The 21625-nt window shown below is 54.1% G+C and carries 22 protein-coding genes and 1 pseudogene; 17 read left to right on the forward strand and 6 right to left on the reverse strand.

Features of this window, described 5'->3' with window-relative positions; translation table 11 throughout:
- From BUB13_RS17805 to BUB13_RS17820, 4 genes and pseudogenes are all read right to left on the reverse strand, one after another.
- Positions 1 to 193 (reverse strand): annotated as a pseudogene (locus BUB13_RS17805) (hydroxylamine reductase); the annotation flags it as partial.
- Positions 194 to 332: 139 nt separating this feature from the next.
- A complete protein-coding gene (locus BUB13_RS17810) occupies positions 333 to 881 on the reverse strand; it encodes a hemerythrin domain-containing protein (protein WP_072909632.1) in 549 nt (182 codons plus the stop codon).
- Positions 881 to 1339 (reverse strand): iron-sulfur cluster-binding oxidoreductase, encoded by a 459-nt coding sequence (locus tag BUB13_RS17815; protein WP_072910113.1) that lies wholly within the window; start codon positions 1337 to 1339, stop codon positions 881 to 883. Before BUB13_RS17815 ends, BUB13_RS17810 begins: the two co-directional genes overlap by 1 nt.
- A gap of 3 nt (positions 1340 to 1342) precedes the next feature.
- Entirely contained in the window at positions 1343 to 1564 is a 222-nt protein-coding gene (locus BUB13_RS17820; RefSeq protein ID WP_072910114.1) for a hypothetical protein, read from the reverse strand.
- Between the two features lie 405 nt (positions 1565 to 1969).
- Here BUB13_RS17820 and BUB13_RS17825 point away from each other — a divergent pair, with 405 nt between their 5' ends.
- From BUB13_RS17825 to BUB13_RS17900, 16 genes are all read left to right on the forward strand, one after another.
- The gene (locus tag BUB13_RS17825) at positions 1970 to 2500 is read left to right on the forward strand and encodes a c-type cytochrome (RefSeq protein ID WP_139249431.1); all 531 of its coding nucleotides are present in this window, start codon (positions 1970 to 1972) and stop codon (positions 2498 to 2500) included.
- Positions 2497 to 6120, forward strand: coding sequence for a nitrate reductase subunit alpha (locus BUB13_RS17830; protein WP_072910116.1), 3624 nt, complete (start codon positions 2497 to 2499; stop codon positions 6118 to 6120). The genes BUB13_RS17825 and BUB13_RS17830 overlap by 4 nt, the downstream gene beginning before the upstream one ends.
- A gap of 29 nt (positions 6121 to 6149) precedes the next feature.
- On the forward strand, positions 6150 to 7637 hold the full coding sequence (gene narH / locus BUB13_RS17835; RefSeq protein ID WP_072910117.1) for a nitrate reductase subunit beta: 1488 nt from the start codon (positions 6150 to 6152) through the stop codon (positions 7635 to 7637).
- Positions 7638 to 7639: 2 nt separating this feature from the next.
- The gene (gene narJ, locus BUB13_RS17840) at positions 7640 to 8185 is read left to right on the forward strand and encodes a nitrate reductase molybdenum cofactor assembly chaperone (protein ID WP_072910118.1); all 546 of its coding nucleotides are present in this window, start codon (positions 7640 to 7642) and stop codon (positions 8183 to 8185) included.
- Positions 8182 to 8859, forward strand: a complete 678-nt coding sequence (narI, locus tag BUB13_RS17845) for a respiratory nitrate reductase subunit gamma (RefSeq protein ID WP_072910119.1) — start codon at positions 8182 to 8184, stop codon at positions 8857 to 8859. The genes narJ and narI overlap by 4 nt, the downstream gene beginning before the upstream one ends.
- Positions 8860 to 8921: 62 nt before the next feature.
- Positions 8922 to 10424 (forward strand): MFS transporter, encoded by a 1503-nt coding sequence (locus BUB13_RS17850; protein ID WP_072910120.1) that lies wholly within the window; start codon positions 8922 to 8924, stop codon positions 10422 to 10424.
- A 21-nt stretch (positions 10425 to 10445) separates the two neighbouring features.
- Positions 10446 to 12050 (forward strand): MFS transporter, encoded by a 1605-nt coding sequence (locus tag BUB13_RS17855; protein WP_072910130.1) that lies wholly within the window; start codon positions 10446 to 10448, stop codon positions 12048 to 12050.
- 15 nt (positions 12051 to 12065) lie between these two features.
- Entirely contained in the window at positions 12066 to 12503 is a 438-nt protein-coding gene (locus BUB13_RS17860; protein ID WP_072910121.1) for a PAS domain-containing protein, read from the forward strand.
- Positions 12504 to 12892: 389 nt separating this feature from the next.
- Positions 12893 to 14011 (forward strand): bifunctional molybdenum cofactor guanylyltransferase MobA/molybdopterin-guanine dinucleotide biosynthesis adaptor protein MobB, encoded by a 1119-nt coding sequence (gene mobAB, locus BUB13_RS17865; protein ID WP_279626007.1) that lies wholly within the window; start codon positions 12893 to 12895, stop codon positions 14009 to 14011.
- Positions 14008 to 14346 (forward strand): winged helix-turn-helix domain-containing protein, encoded by a 339-nt coding sequence (locus BUB13_RS17870; protein WP_084092295.1) that lies wholly within the window; start codon positions 14008 to 14010, stop codon positions 14344 to 14346. The genes mobAB and BUB13_RS17870 overlap by 4 nt, the downstream gene beginning before the upstream one ends.
- A complete protein-coding gene (gene modA, locus BUB13_RS17875) occupies positions 14346 to 15110 on the forward strand; it encodes a molybdate ABC transporter substrate-binding protein (RefSeq protein WP_072910122.1) in 765 nt (254 codons plus the stop codon). Before BUB13_RS17870 ends, modA begins: the two co-directional genes overlap by 1 nt.
- Positions 15107 to 15898: a molybdate ABC transporter permease subunit gene (locus tag BUB13_RS17880; protein ID WP_084092297.1), complete on the forward strand. Its 792-nt coding sequence runs from the start codon at positions 15107 to 15109 to the stop codon at positions 15896 to 15898. Before modA ends, BUB13_RS17880 begins: the two co-directional genes overlap by 4 nt.
- Positions 15895 to 16983 carry an ABC transporter ATP-binding protein gene (locus BUB13_RS17885; RefSeq protein WP_072910123.1) on the forward strand — a complete coding sequence of 363 codons (1089 nt, stop codon included), beginning with the start codon at positions 15895 to 15897 and terminating at the stop codon, positions 16981 to 16983. Before BUB13_RS17880 ends, BUB13_RS17885 begins: the two co-directional genes overlap by 4 nt.
- Positions 16977 to 18182: a molybdopterin molybdotransferase MoeA gene (locus BUB13_RS17890; RefSeq protein WP_072910124.1), complete on the forward strand. Its 1206-nt coding sequence runs from the start codon at positions 16977 to 16979 to the stop codon at positions 18180 to 18182. Before BUB13_RS17885 ends, BUB13_RS17890 begins: the two co-directional genes overlap by 7 nt.
- On the forward strand, positions 18182 to 19150 hold the full coding sequence (moaA, locus tag BUB13_RS17895; protein WP_072910125.1) for a GTP 3',8-cyclase MoaA: 969 nt from the start codon (positions 18182 to 18184) through the stop codon (positions 19148 to 19150). Before BUB13_RS17890 ends, moaA begins: the two co-directional genes overlap by 1 nt.
- Positions 19151 to 19154: 4 nt before the next feature.
- On the forward strand, positions 19155 to 19589 hold the full coding sequence (locus tag BUB13_RS17900; protein WP_072910126.1) for an MOSC domain-containing protein: 435 nt from the start codon (positions 19155 to 19157) through the stop codon (positions 19587 to 19589).
- Between the two features lie 246 nt (positions 19590 to 19835).
- Here BUB13_RS17900 and BUB13_RS17905 read toward each other — a convergent pair whose 3' ends face one another.
- Both BUB13_RS17905 and BUB13_RS17910 read right to left on the reverse strand, forming a co-directional pair.
- Positions 19836 to 20294 (reverse strand): hypothetical protein, encoded by a 459-nt coding sequence (locus BUB13_RS17905; protein ID WP_072910127.1) that lies wholly within the window; start codon positions 20292 to 20294, stop codon positions 19836 to 19838.
- A gap of 207 nt (positions 20295 to 20501) precedes the next feature.
- Entirely contained in the window at positions 20502 to 20984 is a 483-nt protein-coding gene (locus tag BUB13_RS17910; protein ID WP_072910128.1) for a ferritin family protein, read from the reverse strand.
- Positions 20985 to 21220: 236 nt separating this feature from the next.
- On the opposite strand from BUB13_RS17910, the gene BUB13_RS17915 reads away from it, so the two are divergent.
- On the forward strand, positions 21221 to 21412 hold the full coding sequence (locus tag BUB13_RS17915) for a ferredoxin (RefSeq protein ID WP_072910129.1): 192 nt from the start codon (positions 21221 to 21223) through the stop codon (positions 21410 to 21412).
- Positions 21413 to 21625 lie beyond the last annotated feature (213 nt).

Consider the following 21625-nt stretch of genomic DNA (forward strand, 5'->3'; position numbering starts at 1 on the left):
CGATAAAGAGGCCAATGCTGTTATCGAGTTTCCCTTGCTTTTTTGCTTCATCAGCAACAACAGATAAACCTTTCAGAGAGAAAACCAGCAGATCCTGCAGATTCGCGGTATCCTCTTTTTTGCCGCAAACCCCAGCAATATTACAACCGGTCCCCTTCGCAGCTTCCTGACATTGAAAACAAAACATGCTCATGAAATGTGCTCCTTTCATTCCGTTTTAAAAGTGATTGGTTTTTAACTGTAACCTCAATCAGTGAGTATTCAATCTTTGTAAGAGATTATCCCATAGCTTTTGAAGAAAACATTTGACCTGGGTCAACAGACAATGAAAATCACTGTTGTCGCTCGTAAGCCTCCACCAGCTGGCAATATCTCTCTTCCAACCCTGGGGTCTGTTCTTCTGCCTGATCGTAGGCGGCTAACATCCTTTCACGCACATCTTCCGGCAGAACCCGCTCTGCCAGCGGATAGAGGATGGTGTCTTCCTTGTCGATGTGACCGCGTAGCAGCCCGGCATAGCCCCTGGCATTTTCAGCGATCAGCGGAATCTGCCCCGGTTCGCCGGCCAATGCCTTCTGCGCTGCCTCTTCCAGACCACGGACGAAGGCCCGTCCCTGCTCATGTTCCATCTGCATCGCCTCGATCGGCGACTGTTTTGCCGGCATGCCGTTTTTCACCAGCTCGACGAACAGCACGTCCTCTTCCTTGGCGTGATGGAAGCGGTCGGCATAGTTGCGGATGAAGTCGACCGCATCAAGAAAGAACTGCCAGTTGCGGAATTTGCCCTGCCCCATCAGCTCGGTGTTCTGCTCCACCAAGGTGATCATCCGCAGGATCAGCTGGTGCTCGTCGCTCATCACCTGGGTGACATTGGTTTTCATCAGTTTCTCCTCTCGCCGTCGACGCCGATCACTACGATCTCCAGCGGCACATCCTTGCCCGACTGGGCGATCGCCTGCTGAGCAAACATTCTCAAGCCACCACAGCAAGGAACTTCCATGATGGTCACTGTCACCGACTGGATATCATTCTGACTGATCATTGCTGCCAGTTTATCGACGTAGGGGCTGGTATCGTCCAGCTTCGGGCAGGCGTTGACCAGCACCTTCCCCTTGATGAAGTCACGGTGGAATTCTGCGTAAGCGAAGGGGGCACAGTCAGCAGCGATCAACAAGTGCGCGTTCTGCAGGTAAGGAGCTGAAGGCGGCACCAGGTGTAACTGGGTTGGCCACTGACGCAGTTCCGAACCGATCCGGCCGGTCTGAGAGTTATCGCTATTTTCCTTCTTTTCCACGGTACGTACCTGGGAACCAGGACAGCCACAAGCGAGATTTGACATGATTTATGCTCCTATTTTCTCTAAGTATGTGAGGATTTCTTTTTCGATTTCCGCTTCGATCTCATCACCGAGGGCATGGATACTGACCACGTCATTGACCAGGCAGATGCCGACGCCGCAGGTAACGCAACCGACGTCATATTTACCCAGCAGTTCGCCGATAAAGGGGTGCTGTTCGATGGTTTTATTGATCGGCTGATCGCCGATGCCGTCTGGAAGTTTCATGTTCTTCTCCTGTTGCTTGCGTTTGTTATGGCCTGACTATAGGGGAAGATAACCTCTGAAAACATGACCTGGGTCAAAAGCTGATTATTTTTGTCAGGTACTTGTTGGAAGTAGCGATTTTTTAAACGGCTCAAACCCAAAAAAAGCGAAAATAGAACAGCATTTGACTTAGGTCAAGTCCTGGCAATCTAAAAATACCTAGTATACTAATCAGGAACATTATCCCTCCTCTCTGCAATTATAAAAAGTAAGGTGAGCGGGGGCTGCTCAGCAAAATTTGCAATTGAAAGCTGCTTTTGACTAGAGCAGCTGAATTTGAAATATTCATTATTTTTTGTTATCGGCGTTGCTATCCCGCCACAAGTTGAAAAGTCATAACATCAGCGTTTTGAATAAGGAGCGATTATGTCGGTAAACAGGTGGTGCTGTTTGTGTTCGGCTGTTTTGGCGCTTTTCCTTTTTCTCCCCATTTCATTGGCAGCTGCGACCGATGATGCAGGGCGCGGCAAAGAACTCTTTGTCGGCAGCATGGCCTTCGAACTTGGAGGAGCTCCCTGCCTGGCTTGCCACAACTTGTCGGGTTTCGGCCTGTCAGCTGGTGCCAATTACGGTCCGGATCTCAGTACGCTCTACGATAATTACGGGCCTGATGGCGTCGAGGGAGTCCTGCAGTCACTGGCATTTCCGAGTATGGAAGCCATTTACAGCACCCGTCCGCTAAATGAAACAGAGCGAGCCGACCTGCTTGCGTTCCTGAAACAAGCCTCGCAATTATCAGCGACTCCGGAGACAGGAAAACTAGCCCAACAGGTCCTTATCGGCTTGATTGTCCTGCTGGGTTTGACCTTCCTGATTGGTAAAAGACGCATGCGTGCGACGCGACAACCGCTGATCGACCGCCAACGTAACCTCATAAACAAAGGTGGGCTGCAATGAGTTGGATTAAAAATCTTATCGATCCTCAGGCCAGGGCGTGGGAAGAATTCTACCGTAACCGCAACCAGTGCGACAAGGTGGTGCGCAGTACCCACGGCGTCAACTGCACCGGCAGCTGCTCCTGGAACGTCCATGTCAAGGATGGCATCGTCGGTTGGGAACTTCAAGCGACCGATTATCCACCGCTCGAAGATGGTATTCCGCCCTACGAACCGCGTGGCTGCCAGCGGGGCATCTCCTTCTCCTGGTACCTCTACAGCCCTTTGCGGGTCAAGTACCCGACCGTGCGCGGCATTCTTGTTGATCTCTGGCGGGCCGCCAAGGCAAAACACGAAGATCCGGTTGCCGCCTGGGCCTCGATCATGGAAGACCCAATCCAGCGTAAAAGTTATCAGAAAGCCCGGGGCAAAGGCGGATTTCGCCGCGCCAGCTGGGATGAGGTCGAAGAGATCATCGCCGCTTCGACCATCTACACCATTAAAAAACATGGCGCCGACCGTTTGATCGGTTTTTCGCCGATTCCGGCCATGTCGATGCTCAGCTTCGCCGGCGGCTCCCGCTTCATGCAGCTGCTGGGCGGCGTCAACTTGAGTTTTTACGACTGGTACTGCGATCTACCGAACGCCTCCCCGGAGGTTTGGGGTGAGCAGACCGACGTATCGGAAAGCGCCGACTGGTACAACAGCAAGTACATCGCCGTCATGGGCTCCAACGTCAACATGACCCGCACCCCGGACGCTCATTTCCTGGTGGAGGCGCGTCATAACGGTTCCAAGGTGACTGTCCTTTCTCCCGACTTCAGCATGACCTCGAAACACGCAGACTGGTGGCTCCCGACTCATGCCGGTCAGGATGGCGCCTTCTGGATGGCAGTCAACCATGTCATCCTCAGCGAGTTTCATCATCAGGCGAAAACACCCTATTTCATCGATTACCTGAAACGATTTACCGATACACCGTTTCTGGTTCAATTAACGGAAAAGGATGGCGTTTATCAAGCAGGCCGGATGGCGACTGCAGCTAGTACCGAGGCCTACCGGGATGAAGAGAACAGCGGCTTCAAATACCTGGTCTGGGATGAAAGCCAACAGCAGCCCAAAATGCCGCTCGGCACCCTCGGTTTCCGCTGGCAACAGAAAAAAGGTGAATGGAACCTGCAGATGAAGGACGGGAAGGATGGCAGCGATATTTCACCAGCCCTGTCGCTGCTGGATAAGCATGCCGAAGTTCTTCAGGTCAGCTTTGATGATTTTTCCAGTGAAAGCCGCGTGAAGCGGGGAGTGCCGGTGCAGTACTTGGAAACCATTGATGGTCGGGTTGCTGTCACCACCGTTTTTGACCTGCTGATGGCGCAATTCGGTGTCAATCGCGGTCTCTCTGGCGATTATCCGAAGAACTATGATGATGAGCAGCGGGCTTACACTCCGGCCTGGCAGGAAAAGTTTACCGGTATCGACCGTGCAAACGTGATTCAGTTCGCTCGTGAGTGGGCTTCGACCGCGGAAACCACCGAAGGTAAATGCTCGATCATCATCGGTGCCGGCGTCAACCACTGGTACCACGCCAATCTGCTCTATCGTGCTGGCATCGCCGCCCTGATGTTGTGCGGCTGTGTCGGTAAGAACGGCGGCGGGCTCAACCATTATGTCGGTCAGGAAAAACTGGCCCCGGTCGCCCCCTGGGCGACGATCATGGGGGCTCTCGACTGGTCGAAGCCGCCCCGCTTCCAGAACACGCCATCCTTCCATTATGTCCACAGTGATCAGTGGCGCTATGAGCGCACCGCTGATGAGATGCGGGTCAACGCGGTCGCCGAGAATAACAAAATGACCACGGGGCACACCATGGATCAGCAGGTCCGAGCGGTGCGCAGCGGCTGGCTGCCGTTTTACCCGCAGTTCGATCGCAGTCCGACCGAGGCGGTCAAGCAGGCCGAGGCTTCTGGAGCGAAAAACAACCAGGAAATTATCGACTGGACAGTTGATCAGCTGAAATCCAAACAGATGAAGTTTGCCGTAGAAGATCCGGATGCTCCAGAAAACTGGCCCCGGGTCTGGTTTATCTGGCGTGGCAACGCCCTGATGTCGAGCGCCAAGGGGCACGAATATTTCCTCAAGCATTATCTCGGGACCCATTCCAGTACCGTTGCCCCGGAAACCGCTGAAGACTCCGTCAAAGAGGTGGTCTGGCATAAAGAGGCCCCGGAGGGCAAGCTCGACCTGATCGTCGACATCAACTTCCGCATGGACACCTCGGCGGTCTACTCCGATATCGTGTTGCCGACGGCAACCTGGTACGAAAAGGACGATCTGAACACCACCGACATGCACTCCTTCATCCACCCACTACAGGAGGCGGTGCCGCCCTGCTGGGAATCGAAGAGCGACTGGAATATCTTCAAAGATCTGGCAAAAAAGGTCAGTCAGCTGGCGGAATCTCATCTGCCGGAAACGGTCCGCGACATCGTCTCGGTCCCCCTTGCTCACGACACCCCGGCGGAGATGGCCCAGCCGGAAATCAAGGACTGGAGCAAAGGCGAGTGCGAGGCGATCCCCGGCAAAACCATGCCCGGACTGGCGGTCGTTGAAAGGGACTATGTCAACCTTTACAAACGCTTTATTTCCTTCGGTCCCGGCGCACGCGCCAACGGCATCGGCGCCCATGGCCTGGCCTGGCAGATCGAGGATTTTTACGACCAGTTGATTGAAACCAACCCGACGGAAACCTGGGGCGGCAAGACCTATCCGTCGCTGGACAATGCCAAGGACGCAGCCAACGTGATTCTGCAGCTGGCCCCCGAAACCAACGGCGAGTTGGCTTATCGCGCCTTTAAGGTGAAAGAAGAAAAGGTTGGCCTGCCGCTAGTCGATCTGGCCGCCGATACCCGCGCCGTGCGTACCACTTTTGCCGAGCTGGACCGGCAACCGAAACGGCTGCTGACCAGCCCCTGCTGGAGCGGCCTGACCAATAATGGTCGCGCCTATGCGGCCTACAGTCTCAATGTTGACCGGCTGGTCCCCTGGCGGACCCTGACCGGCCGGCAGCATTTCTATCTGGACCATGAAGGCTATATTGCTTACGGCGAACATCTGCCGACCTACAAAACCAAGCCAGATCCCAGTTCACTGCAGGATCTGATCGTCAGTGAATCGGATGAGCAGAGCATCATGCTCAACTACCTGACTCCGCACGGCAAATGGGGCATTCACTCAACCTATGGCGACAACCACCGGATGCTGACCCTGTCTCGCGGCTGTCACCCCTTCTGGATCAACGATCAGGATGCCGCGCAGATCGGTGTTGTCGATAACGACTGGGTCGAGGTTTACAACGATCACGGCGTAGTCGTAACCCGGGCAGTGGTCAGCGCCAGGCTACCACGGGGGATCTCGCTTCTCTACCATGCCCCGGAGCGCACTATCGGGGTTCCCAAGTCACCGTTGCGTGGCAACAAGCGCGCCGGTGGTCATAACAGCCTTAATCGGATCCGTCTCAAGCCGAACCTTATGCTCGGCGGTTACGGTCAGTTTACCTACGGCTGGAACTACTGGGGGCCGACCGGTGCCAACCGCGACACCTTTATCTTGGCCCGCAAACTCAAAGGGGAACCGAGCTGGTAATTCCGGCACGGAATCAAGGAGCGACGACTATGAATATACGTGCACAGGTATCCTCGGTTTTTCATCTCGATAAATGTATCGGCTGCCACACCTGCAGCATCGCCTGCAAGAATATCTGGACCGACCGAAAAGGTGCTGAATACATGTGGTGGAATAATGTTGAAACCAAACCCGGAACCGGTTATCCGACCAAGTGGGAAGATCAAAAACAATACAAGGGCGGCTGGGAGAAAGCCGGTTCTGACCTGCAGTTGAAGATGGGTAATAAATCGGCCTTGCTCGGCAGGATTTTCCACAATCCCGATCTGCCGACCATGGACGACTACTATGAACCCTTCACCTTCAAATACCAGGATCTGACCAACGCCCCGGCCGGCGATGATCAACCAACTGCCAGACCGGTGTCGATGGTCAGCGGCAAGCCGATGAAGATCGAAGCAGGACCGAACTGGGATGATGATCTCTCCGGTTCGAACATCTATGCCGCCAACGATCCGGGCGTGGTGCAACTGAGTGAAGAAGAGCAGCAGCAGATGTTCGCCATCGAGAAGATGGTCATGTTCTATCTGCCGCGTATCTGCAACCACTGCCTCAACGCCGGCTGCGTGGCCGGTTGTCCGTCCGGCGCCATCTACAAGCGCGGCGAAGACGGCATCGTCCTGATCAGCCAGGACAAATGCCGCGGCTGGCGGATGTGCGTTTCGGCCTGCCCCTACAAAAAAACCTATTACGGCTGGAGCACTGGCAAGTCGGAAAAGTGCATCCTCTGTTACCCGCGTCAGGAAGCGGGTGAGGCCCCAGGCTGCTTCCATTCCTGCGTCGGCCGCATCCGTTATCTCGGGGTGCTGCTCTACGATGCCGACCGTATCGAAGCGGTCGCCAAACTCGAAGATAAGGAACTGGCGGCAGCCCAGCGAGAGATGATCCTCGATCCATTTGATCCAGAGGTGATCGCTGCGGCGAAAAAGGCCGGAATCGCGACTGCGGTCATGGATGCGGCACGAAAATCGCCGACCTATAAATTCGTCAAGGAGTGGGGCATCGCCCTGCCGTTGCATCCGGAGTTCCGCACCCTGCCGATGTTGTTTTACGTGCCGCCGCTGTTGCCGATCCTGTCGAAAGAGCAACAGGGTGTCCAGAAGCTGGCCGACGACTTTTTCACCAGCCTCGAACAGGCGCGGTTGCCGCTGAAATATCTCGCCGGTCTGTTTGCCGGCGGCAACGAGGAAGAGATCAAAGCGGTCTATCGTAAGTTGATCGCGGTGCGGATTCAGCGGCGCAACGTCACGGTCGGTGATCTCGACAATGCCGAAGTCGATAAAGCCCGCGAAATTGCTGGACTCAGCACTGAAACCATCGAAGCGATCTTCCGCATGACCTCGCTGACCAGCATCAAGCAACGGATCGTGATTCCGCCGATGCTGCGCGAGCAGGCGATCGAGGCGGGGATGGATCCTGAGGCCTACAAACAGGAAATGGGGTTCGGCAGCCGCAAAGCTCCGAAAAGGCGGTGGTAATCATGACGAATCTGCAAACCCATCAGGCTATCTGTCGCAATTTTTCTACGCTGCTCAGTTACCCGACGGCAGAGGCGCAGAGCACCGCCGCCGTCTGTCAGAACCTGCTGATGGAACATCAACCGGAGGCGGCTTCACAACTGCAAAAGTTTGTCGAACTGTTGGCGGCGACCGAACCGGCCAGGCTCGAAGAACTGTTCACCGCCACCTTCGATCTACAGCCAGTCTGTCACCCTTACGTTGGCTATCAGCTCTGTGGCGAGAGCCAGAAACGCGGGATGTTTCTGATGAAGATGCAACAACTGTATCGCGAGCATGATTTCAACCCCGGGACTGAATTGCCTGACCACCTGGGCGAAATGTTGCGCTTTATCGGCACGACCAACGATCAAAGCTGCCGCTATGAGCTGATCAGCGATGGTCTGCTGCCGGCGCTGGAAAAGATTATCGCTGGTCTGGATAACGCAGAGCATCCCTATCATGGGGTCCTCACGGCCTTGCACAGTTTCTTGAACGCAGACAGCGCGGAAAAAGGAGCACTCTCATGATCGACATGATTCTTTTCGGCGTCTTCCCTTATGTAGCTGTTGCGCTGGCGGTCGCCGTCGGTATCTATCGCTACTGTTTCGACCGCTACTCCTACTCATCGCAATCTTCCCAGTTTTTGGAGAGCCGAGCGCTGTTCTGGGGCTCAGTCCCTTGGCACTACGCAATCCTGCTGGTTTTGCTGGCTCACCTGCTGGCCTTTCTCTTTCCAGCCGCCTGGGGCACATTGCTTGGCGCGCCGGGACGGCTTTACCTGCTGGAGGTCTCGGGGATGGTGCTCGGTGTGGTCACCTGCATCGCCATGCTGGTGCTGATTTTCCGCCGTGCCGCCAATGATCGGGTCAGTGCCGTAACAACCAGAGTCGACTGGCTACTGCTGGTCGCCCTGCTGGTTCAGGTCGCCACCGGTGTCTTTATCGCCATCAGTATGCGCTGGGGCGGGTTCTGGTATGTACACACGGTTTCGCCCTGGCTCTGGTCGCTGGTCTCCTTCAGCCCGAACGTCGATTATCTGGCGAGTATGCCGTTTGTTGTCAAACTGCATGCGGTCAACGCCTTTTTCCTGGTAGCACTGTTCCCGTTTTCACGACTGGTTCACGTGGTCAGTATCCCTCTGGCCTATATTGCCCGGCCTTATCAGCTGGTGGTCTGGTATCGACAACGCAAACAGGTCTGATGGACTTTTTTAATCGCCGCAGGTGAAAGTCGCACGGAGCAAATAACCGGAAAGGTGTGCCGATGCTCGAAGTTGCCACCAGTAAATCACACAAAATCCTCTTCCTGAACACTCTGGCGTTTACCGTCTGCTTCGCCGCCTGGATGTTCAATGGTGTGCTGGTGACCTTTCTGGCCGACAACCAGGTGTTCGCCTGGGGACCGGTTGAGATCGGCTGGCTGATGGGGATTCCGGTTCTGACCGGCTCGATTTTTCGCCTTCCCGCTGGAATGCTGACCGACAAGTTCGGCGGCAAACCGGTCTACGGCACCCTGCTGCTGATCTGTGCCATCCCCATGTTCCTGCTATCAAAGGCCGATAGTTTTACCAGCTTCGCCCTCTGCAGTTTTGGCTTCGGTCTGGCGGGAGTCAGCTTCTCAATCGGTATCGCCTTCACTTCGGTCTGGTACCCACGAAAGCGGCAGGGAACCGCACTGGGGATTTTCGGTGCCGGAAACGCCGGGGCGGCTTTAACCACCCTGTTCGCCCCGACCCTGCTCAACCGACTGACTAATAATGGTGCCAATATTGAGGGGTGGCGGGAGCTGCCGGTCTATTACGCCATGATCCTGGCCGGAATGGGGATCATTTTTTTCATTTTTGCCGACAACAAAAAACCGGCGTCTTCGAACAAGACCTTCACAGAAATGCTCGGTCCCCTCTCGGATGTACGGGTCTGGCGGTTCGGGCTCTATTATTTCCTGGTCTTCGGCTGTTTTGTCGCCTTCTCTCAGTGGCTGGTTCCCTACTTCGTCAATGTTTACTACCTGCCACTGGTGACCGCCGGAATCTTCGCCTCCGCCTTCAGTCTCCCCTCGGGCGTGATCCGGGCGCTGGGAGGTTGGCTCTCGGACATCTTCGGCGGGCGGACCATCATGTACTGGGTGCTGGGCGCATCGGTGCTGATCAGCTTTCTGGTGATTATCCCTAAAATGGATATCTATTCACCGGGACGCGGCATCATGGCGGTCCGAAGTGGCATTGTCAATGAAGTCACAACCACCCGTATTACCGTTGGCGAAAAGGTCTATCAACTGCGGGAAAAGCCGGAAATCGCCAACTATGATTCAGAAATGCTGATCCTGCCGAGCAAGCAGACTTGGCAGGAGCCTGCAGTCGAGGTTGGACAGCAGGTGAAGAAAAAAGAGTTGCTGGCCAAAGGCGTGACACATATTTTTTTCCAAGCCAATGTCTGGATCTTTGCCCTCTTCGTTATCCTCCTTGGTAGCATCTGGGGGATCGGCAAAGCGGCCGTCTACAAGCTGATTCCGGACTACTTCCCGGAAGAGGTCGGCGTGGTCGGCGGCATGGTTGGGGTGCTTGGTGGGCTGGGCGGGTTCTTCTGCCCGATCATCTTCGGTTACCTGCTGGAATGGACCGGCCTCTGGACCAGTTGCTGGATCTTCATGTTTCTGTTGTCGCTGGTCTGCCTGCTCTGGATGCACTGGACGACCACCAGATACATGAAAGAAAAACACCCGACCGATATGCGCAAGATGGAATTACACGATAATCAGCAAGCTTAGCTTCAGGAGAGGATGCCGACCATGTCGATCAATCTGAATAAATGGGATGTCGAAGACGAGCAGTTCTGGAATACCGAAGGAAAGAAGATTGCTACCCGTAATCTGTGGATTTCCATCCCCAGCCTGCTCTGCGGCTTTGCTGTCTGGCTCTACTGGAGCATCATCACCGTACAGATGATCAACCTCGGCTATCCATTCAGCCAGTCACAGCTGTTCACCTTGTCGGCGATCGCCGGGCTGACCGGGGCAACCCTGCGCATCCCCAGCTCCTTCCTGATCCGGATCGCCGGTGGACGCAACACCATCTTCTTTACCACCGCACTGTTGATGATTCCGGCCATCGGTACTGGCATCGCCTTGCAGAATAAAGCGACGCCGATCGAGATTTATTATCTGCTGGCCCTGCTTTCGGGGATCGGCGGCGGCAACTTCGCTTCGTCGATGTCCAACATCAGCTTTTTCTTTCCCAAGCGGGTGCAGGGGACCTCCCTCGGCCTGAACGCCGGGCTGGGCAATTTCGGTGTCACCACCATGCAGATCCTGATTCCACTGGTGATGACGTTCGGCCTCTTCGGTGGTAAGCCGCAAACCCTGATCAACACCAGCGGCACCCTGATCGGCAAGATTCCAGCCGGCACCGAAACCTACATCCACAACGCCGGTTACATCTGGCTGGTCCTGCTGATCCCCTTGGCATTTGCCGGTTTCTTCGGCATGAACAACATCAAAACCGAAACGGTTTCACCCGATGTCGATTCAACCGCCAAAGCCTTTAGCAAAATCACCGGGCTGCTGCTGATCGCCTTTGTCACCGCCAGTATCGGCCTCTACCTGCTGCTACCGGCGCCGGTCGGACTGGGACTGCTGAGCAAGTGGATCGTGCTGCCGCTGGTCATCGCCGCCACGGTGTTCGGCATGAAGTACCTGACCCGTGGGGAGCTGCGCGCCAACCTGGAGCGGCAGTACCGGATCTTCAACAATAAACATACCTGGGCGATGACCGTCATTTACACCATGACCTTCGGTTCCTTTATCGGTTACTCGGCTGCCTTTGCTTTGTCGATCAAGGTTATTTTCGGTTTCTCGCATCTCATGGTTGACGGTGTGCTAACGCACAACACGGTAAACCCCAATGGCCCCAGTGCCCTGATGTTCGCTTGGATGGGTCCGTTCATCGGCGCTTTGATCCGACCGGTTGGCGGTAAAATCGCCGACAAACTCGGCGGTGCGCTGGTCACCCAGTGGGTCTCCATTGTCATGATCATCTCGGCGCTCGGCTGCGCTTACTTTATGAAAGCCGCCTACGCCTCGGCCACCCCGGAGGGCTATTTCTACCCCTTTCTGCTGCTGTTCATCATCCTTTTTGCGGCCACCGGCGTTGGTAATGGCTCGACCTTCCGGTCCATCGCCATGATCTTCGACAAAGAACAGGCCGGCCCGGCCCTCGGCTGGACATCCGCGGTCGCTGCCTATGGTGCTTTCATCATTCCGCAGGTATTTGGTGAGCAGATCAAAGCGACCACTCCGGAGTATGCCCTGTACGGATTTGCGATTTTCTATTTTATTTGTCTGGTCCTCAACTGGTGGTTCTATACGCGTAAGAACGCCTATATCCAGAATCCGTAAGCATGGGGTAAACCAATGAACAAAACACAAAAAACGAAAATATACCAAGCCATCTGTGAGGAGGCCCCGGACGCTATCCTGTTTGCTGACCGACAGAGCGTCATCCGGACCTGGAACAAGGGGGCAGAGCTGATGTTCGGCTATTCCGCGGAGGAAGTGATCGGGGAATCACTAGATCTGATCATCCCCGAGAATCTCCGTCAGCGACATAACGATGGCTACGCTGCGACTATGAAAAGTGGCCACAGCAAGTATGGCCACGACCTGCTCTCGGTCCCCGCAGTCCACAAAGACGGCCGGCGACTGTTCTGCGATTTCTCCATTGTTATGGTCAAAAATGATGATGGTGAAATGCTCGGCATCGCATCAATCATGCGCGATACGACTGCGCAGAAGGCCCGGGAGAAGGAGCTGCGTGAGCGGATCAAAGAACTGGAAACGAAAGCGGGCTGACTGGTTTAACTGGTTAAGGGCGAAGACGCAGTATGGAAATTAGCAGAAGTATCTACGTCATACTCGTCAATAAAATGCTTAAACAAAGGAGAAAATGCCATGTTGTATTTTATCAAAGACAACAAGTTGCATCGGTTTCCTGCACCTAAACGTTGTGGCTGCAAGCGAGAAGATGAAAAATTGCGCGACACGATCCCCCGTGGGATAGAGCAATGTATCTACTGCATGCATCATTGGCCAGGAGACAAGGAATAGAACCGATCCCGGTTCAACCTTTCTCTGCGCTCCTTTTGACCGTCTCCATACAGAAAAAAGGGCGATCATAATCTTTTAGCAAAAAGCAGAGATAACTTTTAACTCGTTATTTACATTTTTTCAGGATTACCGTTATGCAGAATTCGCAGCTTGGTAAAATGAAAACACTAACTGCAGATGTTACCGGGGTGCTGTTGGCTGGCGGAAAAAGCCGTCGGATGGGCAAAGACAAAACACAGATGGCACTTTCCTGGCAGAGACTGACCATGTTCGAACGAGCACTGGAGTTGTTGCAACAGAATTTCCCTGCTGTGTTGATTGCCGGTGAACGTCCCGATCTGGCAAAACCAGACGTTCCAGCGCTGCCCGACATCTACCCTGGCAGCGCTTTAGGTGGTCTCTACACCGGCTTAAAAGCCGCCAAAACGGACTGGATCTTTGTCGCCCCCTGCGATATGCCGTACCCCGATCAACGAATCGTCGAACGACTACTACGTTATCGTAACGGTTACGATGCCGTGGTCCCGCGTACACCGTCCGGCTACGAACCAGTCTTTGCTCTCTATCACAAAAACTGTCTGCCGCAGATGGAAGCAATGCTGCAGCAGAATCAGTACCGTATCTACGATTTCTATCAGCGCATCAACATCCGCTATCTCGATCCCCTGGAGTTGCCGACAGGCTGGCAACGTTCGCTGATCAACATAAACACCCCTGATGATTTGGCCCGGCTCAAGGAGGAAAGGATGACCCCACCCGTTGTGTCCATCGTCGCCAAGAGCGGCACCGGAAAAACCACCCTGTTGGAAAAACTGATTTTCGAAATGAAACGCCGCGGTTATCGCGTAGGCGCCGTCAAGCATGACGCCCACAGCTTCAGCATCGATCATGAAGGCAAAGATTCCTGGCGACTGACTGAGGCGGGCGCCGACACCATGCTGATCACCTCACCGGCCAAGGTGGCGATGGTCAAGCAGAATCAAAATCAAGAACCAGCGCTGCTCGATACCATTTCTGAATATTGTCAGGATCTCGACATTGTTCTGACTGAAGGTTTCAAACGCAGCAGCATGCCGAAAATCGAAGTTCACCGCCGCGAGCGGAGCGAACATCTGCTGTGCCGCGGAGAAGAACATGATCCGTCACTGTTGGCTGTCGCCTCTGACAGTCATCATGAGTTGGATGTGCCAGTTTACGACATCAATGATGCCGCTGGACTTTGTGACCTGATCGTCAAGAAATTCCTGTCATGAGCGAGATGCGGGTCCGCTCCAAAGTCTGGCTCGAATTCGATGGCCATCCGTTTCTCGGAGACGGTCGTTTCCGGCTGCTAAGCACGATTGAGCGAAGCGGCTCGATCAACGCCGCCGCCAAAGAGCTGGGGCTATCCTACCGCAAAGTCTGGGCACAGCTGCAGGCAATGGAAAAGAATGCACCCTTCACGTTGCTGGAACGCCGCACTGGAGGTAAAGGTGGCGGCGAAACCCGTCTGACCCTGGCTGCGCAGGAACTTTTGCGTAGCTATCGGAATTTACGCGAGCAGGTCAATCAGGCAGCGGATCAGAGCTTTGAGGAGATTTTTCATTGATGCTTAGGACGCTATTACCAGCATTTTTGATTTTACTCTGCTGCTCGCTGCCAGCCAAAGCGGTTGAACTGTCGATTTTCGCGGCCTCGTCACTAACTGAAGTGCTTACAGAAGTCGCCCGAAACTACGAAAAGCAATATCCCGAAGACCAAATGTTGCTCAACTTCGCTGGCAGCCAGACTCTGGCCATGCAGATTGAACAGGGCTCCCCGGCCGATCTGTTTGTTTCCGCCAATCGAACAGTCATGAACAGATTGCAGAACAACGCCCTTGTGTCTGATGTCCAACCGCTGCTCAGCAACCGGTTGGCGCTGGCTGTCCGCGCCGACCTGCGACCGCCACTGAAAAGTATCGCTGACTTGGCCCGTCCTAACCTTCTACTGGTGATCGGCAACCCGCAGGTTCCGATCGGCCACTACACCCATCAACTACTTACCGGACTGGCAACAGATGCAGCTTTTGGCCCTGAGCTGGTGACCCGGATCAAAAAAAATATCGTCAGTGAAGAGAGTCGGGTGAAAGCGATTGTTGCCAAGTTGCTGCTCGGCGAAGCCGATGCCGGGTTCGTCTATTTAAGCGACATCACCAGCAATAAACTGAGCACCGTCCCCTTGCCGGAAAAGCTGAACCCGCGGGTAATTTATCCGCTGGCCAAAGTCCGGGGAGGTGCTGTCGCAAGCGATCGTTTCTATAACTTTTTACAAACCAGTGCCACCGCAGATATCTTTCGCCACCACGGTTTTCTAACCGGGAGTCCGCTGTGAAACGCCCACGTCTGTTCACTCTATTACTGCTGGCCAGTGGTTTGGCGCTGGGGACTTTGATTCTGTTGCCGGTGCTGGCCCTGCTTTTGGCTGCCAGTCCGTCCGGATTGCTGCAGTTGTTTAACCACCCTCAGGTGTTGCAGGCGCTCTGGGTCACCCTGCTCTCATCGTTGCTGGCACTGCCGGTGATTTTTTCCATTGGCTTGCCATCCGCTTACGGACTCTCCCGTTGCAATGGCCGCATCCGCCGCAGCCTGGAAATCCTGCTGGAACTACCGATGGTGATGCCGCCGGTGGTCGCCGGACTGGCGTTGCTGCTCGCCTTCGGTCGCCGTGGTCTGTTCGGCGAGTTGCTGGCCGGGATTGGTCTGCGTATCCCCTTTACCTTGGGCGCAGTGGTGCTGGCAATTGTCTTTGTCATCACCCCTTTTTTCGCCCGTCGTTGCGTGGTGTTGTTCGACGCTATCGATAAAAAGTTGGAAGAAGCTGCGCTGCTACTTGGGGCAACCCCCCTGCAAACCTTCTGGCACGTCACCTTACCGGTGGTTCGGCGTGGTCTTTTTGCCGAAGGCGTCATGGTGCTGGCGCAAGGGATCGGACTGTTTGGGGTGATCATTCTGTTTGCCGGCAACCTTCCCGGCCGCACCCAAACTCTGTCGTTGGCAATTTACAGCGCTTTTGAAAGCGATCCGCAACAGGCCTTCGGGCTGGCCGCTCTGCTGCTACTGATTTCCTTAGTGTTACTAGCAACGGTGCATTTGCTGGCACCTCGCGAGAGTCTTCGATGAGTATTCTGGTCTGTCGGCTGAATTATCCGCTGGCCAACTACCAGTTAGCCGCCGAATTGACGGTTGCGCCTGGCATAACCGTTCTTCTCGGACCGAACGGAGCGGGAAAAACGAGTCTGTTACGACTACTGGCCGGGCTCAATCAACCAGCTTCCGGCCAGATCCAGCTCGGTGAGCGTTGCCTGTTTGATGCTGAAAAACGGATCGATCTACCGTCGGAAAAACGCCGGATCGGTATGGTCTTCCAGGATTTGGCGCTGTTCCCGCACCTGGATGTCAGCGGCAACATTGGTTTCGGTTTGAAAATGCGCCGGGTTTCCAGCAGCGCACGGCAAAACCGCGTTCAGCAGTTGCTGGAGAAACTGGCTATCGAACATCTGGCCAAGCGCAACGTCACCACCCTTTCCGGCGGGGAACGGCAGAAGGTCGCCTTGGCCCGAACCCTGGCGACCGACCCGCAACTGTTGCTACTGGATGAACCGACCGCCGCTCTCGATCCGGCAGCGCGAGGAGAGATCCGTCGCTGGCTGCAAACAGTGTTGACCCAGTTGAATATCCCTACTCTGCTGGTCACTCATGATGCCGAAGAAGTCGCTTACTTCCGCAAACGGGTCGCGGTAATGGAACAGGGAAAGATCGTTCAACAGGGAAGTTTCCACCAACTGCTGCGCGAACCGGCCAGCGAATTTGTGGCCCGTTTTGTCGGCGTCAACTACATCCTCGGCGAGGTTTGTGAACAGGCCGGTAAATTAATTTTTTGCAGCCGGGGCGGAGCGAAATTCCTCGCGCCCTTCAAACAGGTAATTCCCGGCGCGGCGTTTATGACCGTACTGCCGTGGGATATCGCTCTCTATCGGGAACTGCCGGACGGCAGCCCGCGTAATCATCTTTATGGTGAAATTCGTGATGTGGTGATCTTAGGCGACCGGGTGCGGATCACGCTGGAAAAAGAAGATAAATTGGTAGCCGAAATCAGTACCCGCGGCTATCTGGCCCTCGGCGAACCACAGCCGGGTGAAAATTTCTGGGCGGTCTTCAAAGCCCGTGAAGCAAGAATTGAAAATTGTGAGGAGTTGCCATGCTGACTTATGTTGATGCATTGAAAATTGTTCAAGAGACAGTTTCTACTCTCCCGCTGCAGACCCAGCCGCTTTCAGCCGCGGCTGGACTGGTGCTGGCAGCACCAGCACGCGCCTATTGGGATATGCCACGCTGGGACAACTCGGCAATGGATGGTTTTGCTGTTGCATCACAAGCGCTGAGTTCTTCCGACGGCTTAGAAATTGTTGGCAGCTCCTTTGCCGGCCACCCCTACGATAACACGCTGCAGCCAGGGGAAGCGATCCAGATTACCACCGGCGCCCCCTTGCCGGATGGTGCCGATACGGTCATTCCGATCGAGGATGCTATCGAAAATGGCAGCAGCCTGCGCTGGGCAAAGTCTGTGCAGCCGAAACAACATGTCCGCTATCGAGGAGAAGAGTATCGGGCCAACGAAGTTTTGCTCGAACGCGGCACCATACTGCAGGCCGGTGCAATCGGTCTGCTGGCGAGCGCCGGGGTCACCGAGGTTGAAGTTTATCCACGCCCGCACGTCGCGGTTTTCTCCACCGGCGATGAACTGGTCGAGTTGGGTCAGGAACTAGGTCCGGGGCAGATCGTCAATTCAAACCTGCTATATCTCTGCGCCCGACTGCGAGAGTGTGGCTGCACTGTCACTTCACTGGGCATCGTCGAGGACCGCAGTGAGAACCTAGATCAGTTGATTGAACAGGCAAAACTGGCCGACCTGCTGTTGTCCACCGGTGGTGTTTCAGTTGGCGAAAAAGATCTGGTGCAACAAACCCTGCAACAACATGGCTTTGAGCGTAAGTTCTGGAAAGTCGCCATCAAGCCTGGAAAACCGGTCCTGTTCGGGCTGTTGGACGGAAAACCCTGTTTCGGGCTTCCTGGGAATCCGGCGGCAACAGCAGCAACCTTTGAGCTCTTCGTGCTGCCGGCATTACGCATACTGGCCGGTCTGCCGGCAGAGAACAGAAAGATTCCTGCCGCCTTGCTGCACGAGGTCAAAGGCGGTAGCAAAAGAGAGGCATTTCTCTGGGCGCACTACCACTGGCATGACGGCGAGTGCCGGGTTGAAGTTCCGCAGCGCCAGGGCTCGGGACAGACCCGCAGCGTACAGGGGGCGAACGCGCTGCTGAGCGTACCGATCGGATCAGCGGATCTGAGCGCCGGCGATAAAGTCAAAATCATTCCGCTGGATTTTCGCTACGGAGAGATGTGATGCAGGATAATCACGGACGGAATATCAACTATCTACGCCTATCGATCACAGACCGTTGCAACCTGCGCTGCCGTTACTGTATGCCTGCGGACGGGGTTGTCCAGAAGAGCTGCGGCGAAATTCTGCGTTATGAGCAGTTTCTGCAGATTGTCGAAGCAGCAGTCAAGCTGGGGATTCGCAAGGTCCGAGTGACCGGCGGCGAGCCGCTGGTGCGCAAAGGGGTGATCGATTTTTTGAGCCGGCTAAGTAACATTCCCGGTATCAAAGAGGTCGCCCTGACCACCAACGGGCTGCTGTTGACCGAGAAGGCCCAGGCCCTGATGGACGCCGGGGTTAAGCGTCTCAACGTCAGTATTGATTCCCTGCAGCCGGAGACCTATGCACAGATCACCCGTGGCGGATCGTTGGAACAGGTCCTGGCGGGTCTGGATGCAGCAGAAGCTGCCGGACTGAAACTGAAGCTGAACATGGTGGTGATGAATGGCATCAACGACCAAGAAGTTGTTCCCTTTGCCGCACTCAGCCTCGACAAGCCCTGGTCGGTGCGTTTTATTGAGTATATGCCGACGATTCGGGAAAAACAGTGGCAAAACCAACTGGTCAGCGGAGCTGACATTCTGTGCGAACTACAGCGACACTACAGCCTGAAATCGATCTCCAGCGGTCGTTATTGTGGTCCGGCCAAGCCGTATCGAATCGCAGGGGCCAAAGGGACGGTCGGAATTATTACGCCGATGAGCGAACACTTCTGCGGCTCCTGCAACCGCATCCGGGTCACCTCGACCGGGCAGGCCAAGAGCTGCCTGCTCGCCGGCGGCAGCCTCGACCTGAAACCCTATCTGCAGCAATCGGCAGCTGAGCTGCTCAAAGCGCTGCAGCAGGTCGTCGGTGACAAACCAGCGCAGCATCGCTATCGGCTGGAGCTTGAAAAAGATGTACCCTTCAGCATGTCAAGTATCGGAGGATAGTCCTATGGCGGCCCAAATCGTTGCAGTCTGTATCAGTAAAAACAAGGGGGAACGTAAAACCCCAGTCGAGCAGGTAGAACTGCGGGAAGGCCATGGCATTGTCGGTGATGCTCACGCTGGCGCTTGGCACCGCCAGTTGAGCCTGCTGGCCAAGGAGAGCATCGACAAGATGCGCGCCATGGGACTGGATGTCGATAATGGTGACTTCGCCGAAAACCTCACCACAGAGGGGATCGATCTGCCCAAGCTACCGATCGGTGCGCAGCTGCAAATCGGTGAAACACTGCTGGAGATCACCCAGATCGGCAAGGAATGCCATACCCGCTGTGCCATTTACCACCAAGCCGGCGACTGCGTAATGCCGAAAGAAGGGGTGTTTGCCCGCGTCCTTGCCCCCGGCTGGCTCCGTCCGGGAGATCGGATCATTATATCCAACTGACCGTCGCCACCAAACCCACTTGCGAAATGGCTGAAACATGACAAAGATCGTTTGTGAAAATTGCCAGAAAAGACACTCAAAAGAATCTCTCAGAAAGAGTTGCTGCAACTGCTTTCTGTGCACCGGCTGTGAAATATATCAATGCTCTAACTGCCAGCATGAAATCATCGTTACCCCGATGCGTGTCGAAGGGTATAATCAATCTTCCGCAGGGCCTGAGAAAATCGACTAACTAAGTACAGAATGCTAGTTCATCAGGAATTCAAGTTGCTGAGCGTCAAGAATCTTGCTGGTTTCATAGATGCACCGAAGATGAACCATAGTTGCTTCGGCCTTTAGCTTAGCGATAGCTTGAACAAGCGGGCCGAGATCTTCAGGGGCTTGCTTGGCGAAGATTCCCTCTACTACCTGCTTCTCAAGTGGTGTGATTTTCTTGGTAAGCGCTTTAACCCCTGTAATTGTCTCTTTCCTGACCACAAGCAATTTGTCCTTCTGTTCTGTTGAAAGATTCAGTTCTGGGTTATCCCATTGCTTTATTAACAGTTTCGTTAGATGTGGCATTTTCCCTGTAATCAAAAAAGGGGACATCTCTCTAGACACCCCTTTTTCAGTGGATGAACTGTCCTCCTGAGCCGTTAGACCGGTTGCTGGGAATAAAAAGGCCATAACCAAAAGGGCGATAAGCAAAGTAACAAATTTTCTCATTTCCTAATTCCTCTCGGATTCTTTTCTGTTTCGTTTAAATAGGCGTTTTCCAGATATCAACGATATTAACCCTCGAACAATGATAGGCAATTTCCGACTGATCTTCAGAAAGCCCGAACTGAAGATGAAAAACAACGTGAATTTGATGCCTCAAAGCGAGAACCTGTTGGGCGAAAAAACGTAAAAATCAGCTTGATTTGTCGAATATTACCCCTCTGGCAAAAAATGTTTTTCATATGTATCTTCCAATTGTTGCAGGTATCTGGTTTGATCGTCACCAAGTGAGCTGAAAAGCTTCGCCATTGGTGCACCGCTGCATTGGTCACTCATACCACGATAAAACTCAAGCGCGTTTTTTGACATCTGTATAGCAAATGCTAATGCTTTACGATTATCAGCTTTAGCGTTGATCTGTTGAAGATCACAGCAACGTATCGAATGTGCGAGATTCATGACTCGGACAGCACCTTGAATCTCTTGCTCGTCAATTCCTCCCCTGAGAGCTGCCATCTCTAGTTTCTGTTTGATGCCGAGCCTCACGGTCGCAGCCTCCTGAAGAATCTCATTGGCGGCCTTATCTTTTACGATGCGGATGGCTCCTAAAAATAGTTTGTAAATTTGAGTCTCCATCTCAATAGCCGCATCACAAGCAGCGTCAAAAGTGAAACATGCTTTGACCTGATCTGTCATAATAGTCTCCCTTGTGTGGCTGGGGTCTCCCTATGTCCAATGACCATGTTCAGCGCTAGCTGATGCGACTGCTTTACCATGATGGACCGACTATAGGCTAAACGAGCAGCAGAAAACATGACCTGGGTCAATTGCTGACTTTTTTTATCAAGTATTGACCCAGATCAAACCTAAGAATCTATTTTTCAGCTAGCTTTGAAACAGAGAAAAAACAACTCATACAGAGGAGAAACGATATGGCAAGAACAGCTTGGGTCGACAAAGAGCAGTGCATCGGTTGTGAACTTTGCGTAAATACCTGCCCTGGAGTATTCCGCTTAGATGCTGACGGCAAGTCGGAGTGCTATGACTCGACAGGAGATTCTGAAGGAAATATCCAAACAGCGATCGACATGTGCCCGGTGTCATGCATTCAGTGGAAGGGTTAGCGGCTTCTCCAATATTTAAGATTACCCGCCGTAAGAGAGCAGAGACGGCGGGTAATTCCAAAAATCGCCAATTCAGTTTTGCAATTAAATTTCCAGCCTGACTAGGCGCTTATCAAATATAGGCATCTGCGACAATTGACACTGTTGTCCGATCTGCCTCTTTTTCAACGCCACATGCGCTAAATTATAAAAATTACTTTTTTGAGACTATAA

This window comes from Malonomonas rubra DSM 5091, from assembly GCF_900142125.1.
Taxonomy (GTDB): domain Bacteria; phylum Desulfobacterota; class Desulfuromonadia; order Desulfuromonadales; family Geopsychrobacteraceae; genus Malonomonas; species Malonomonas rubra.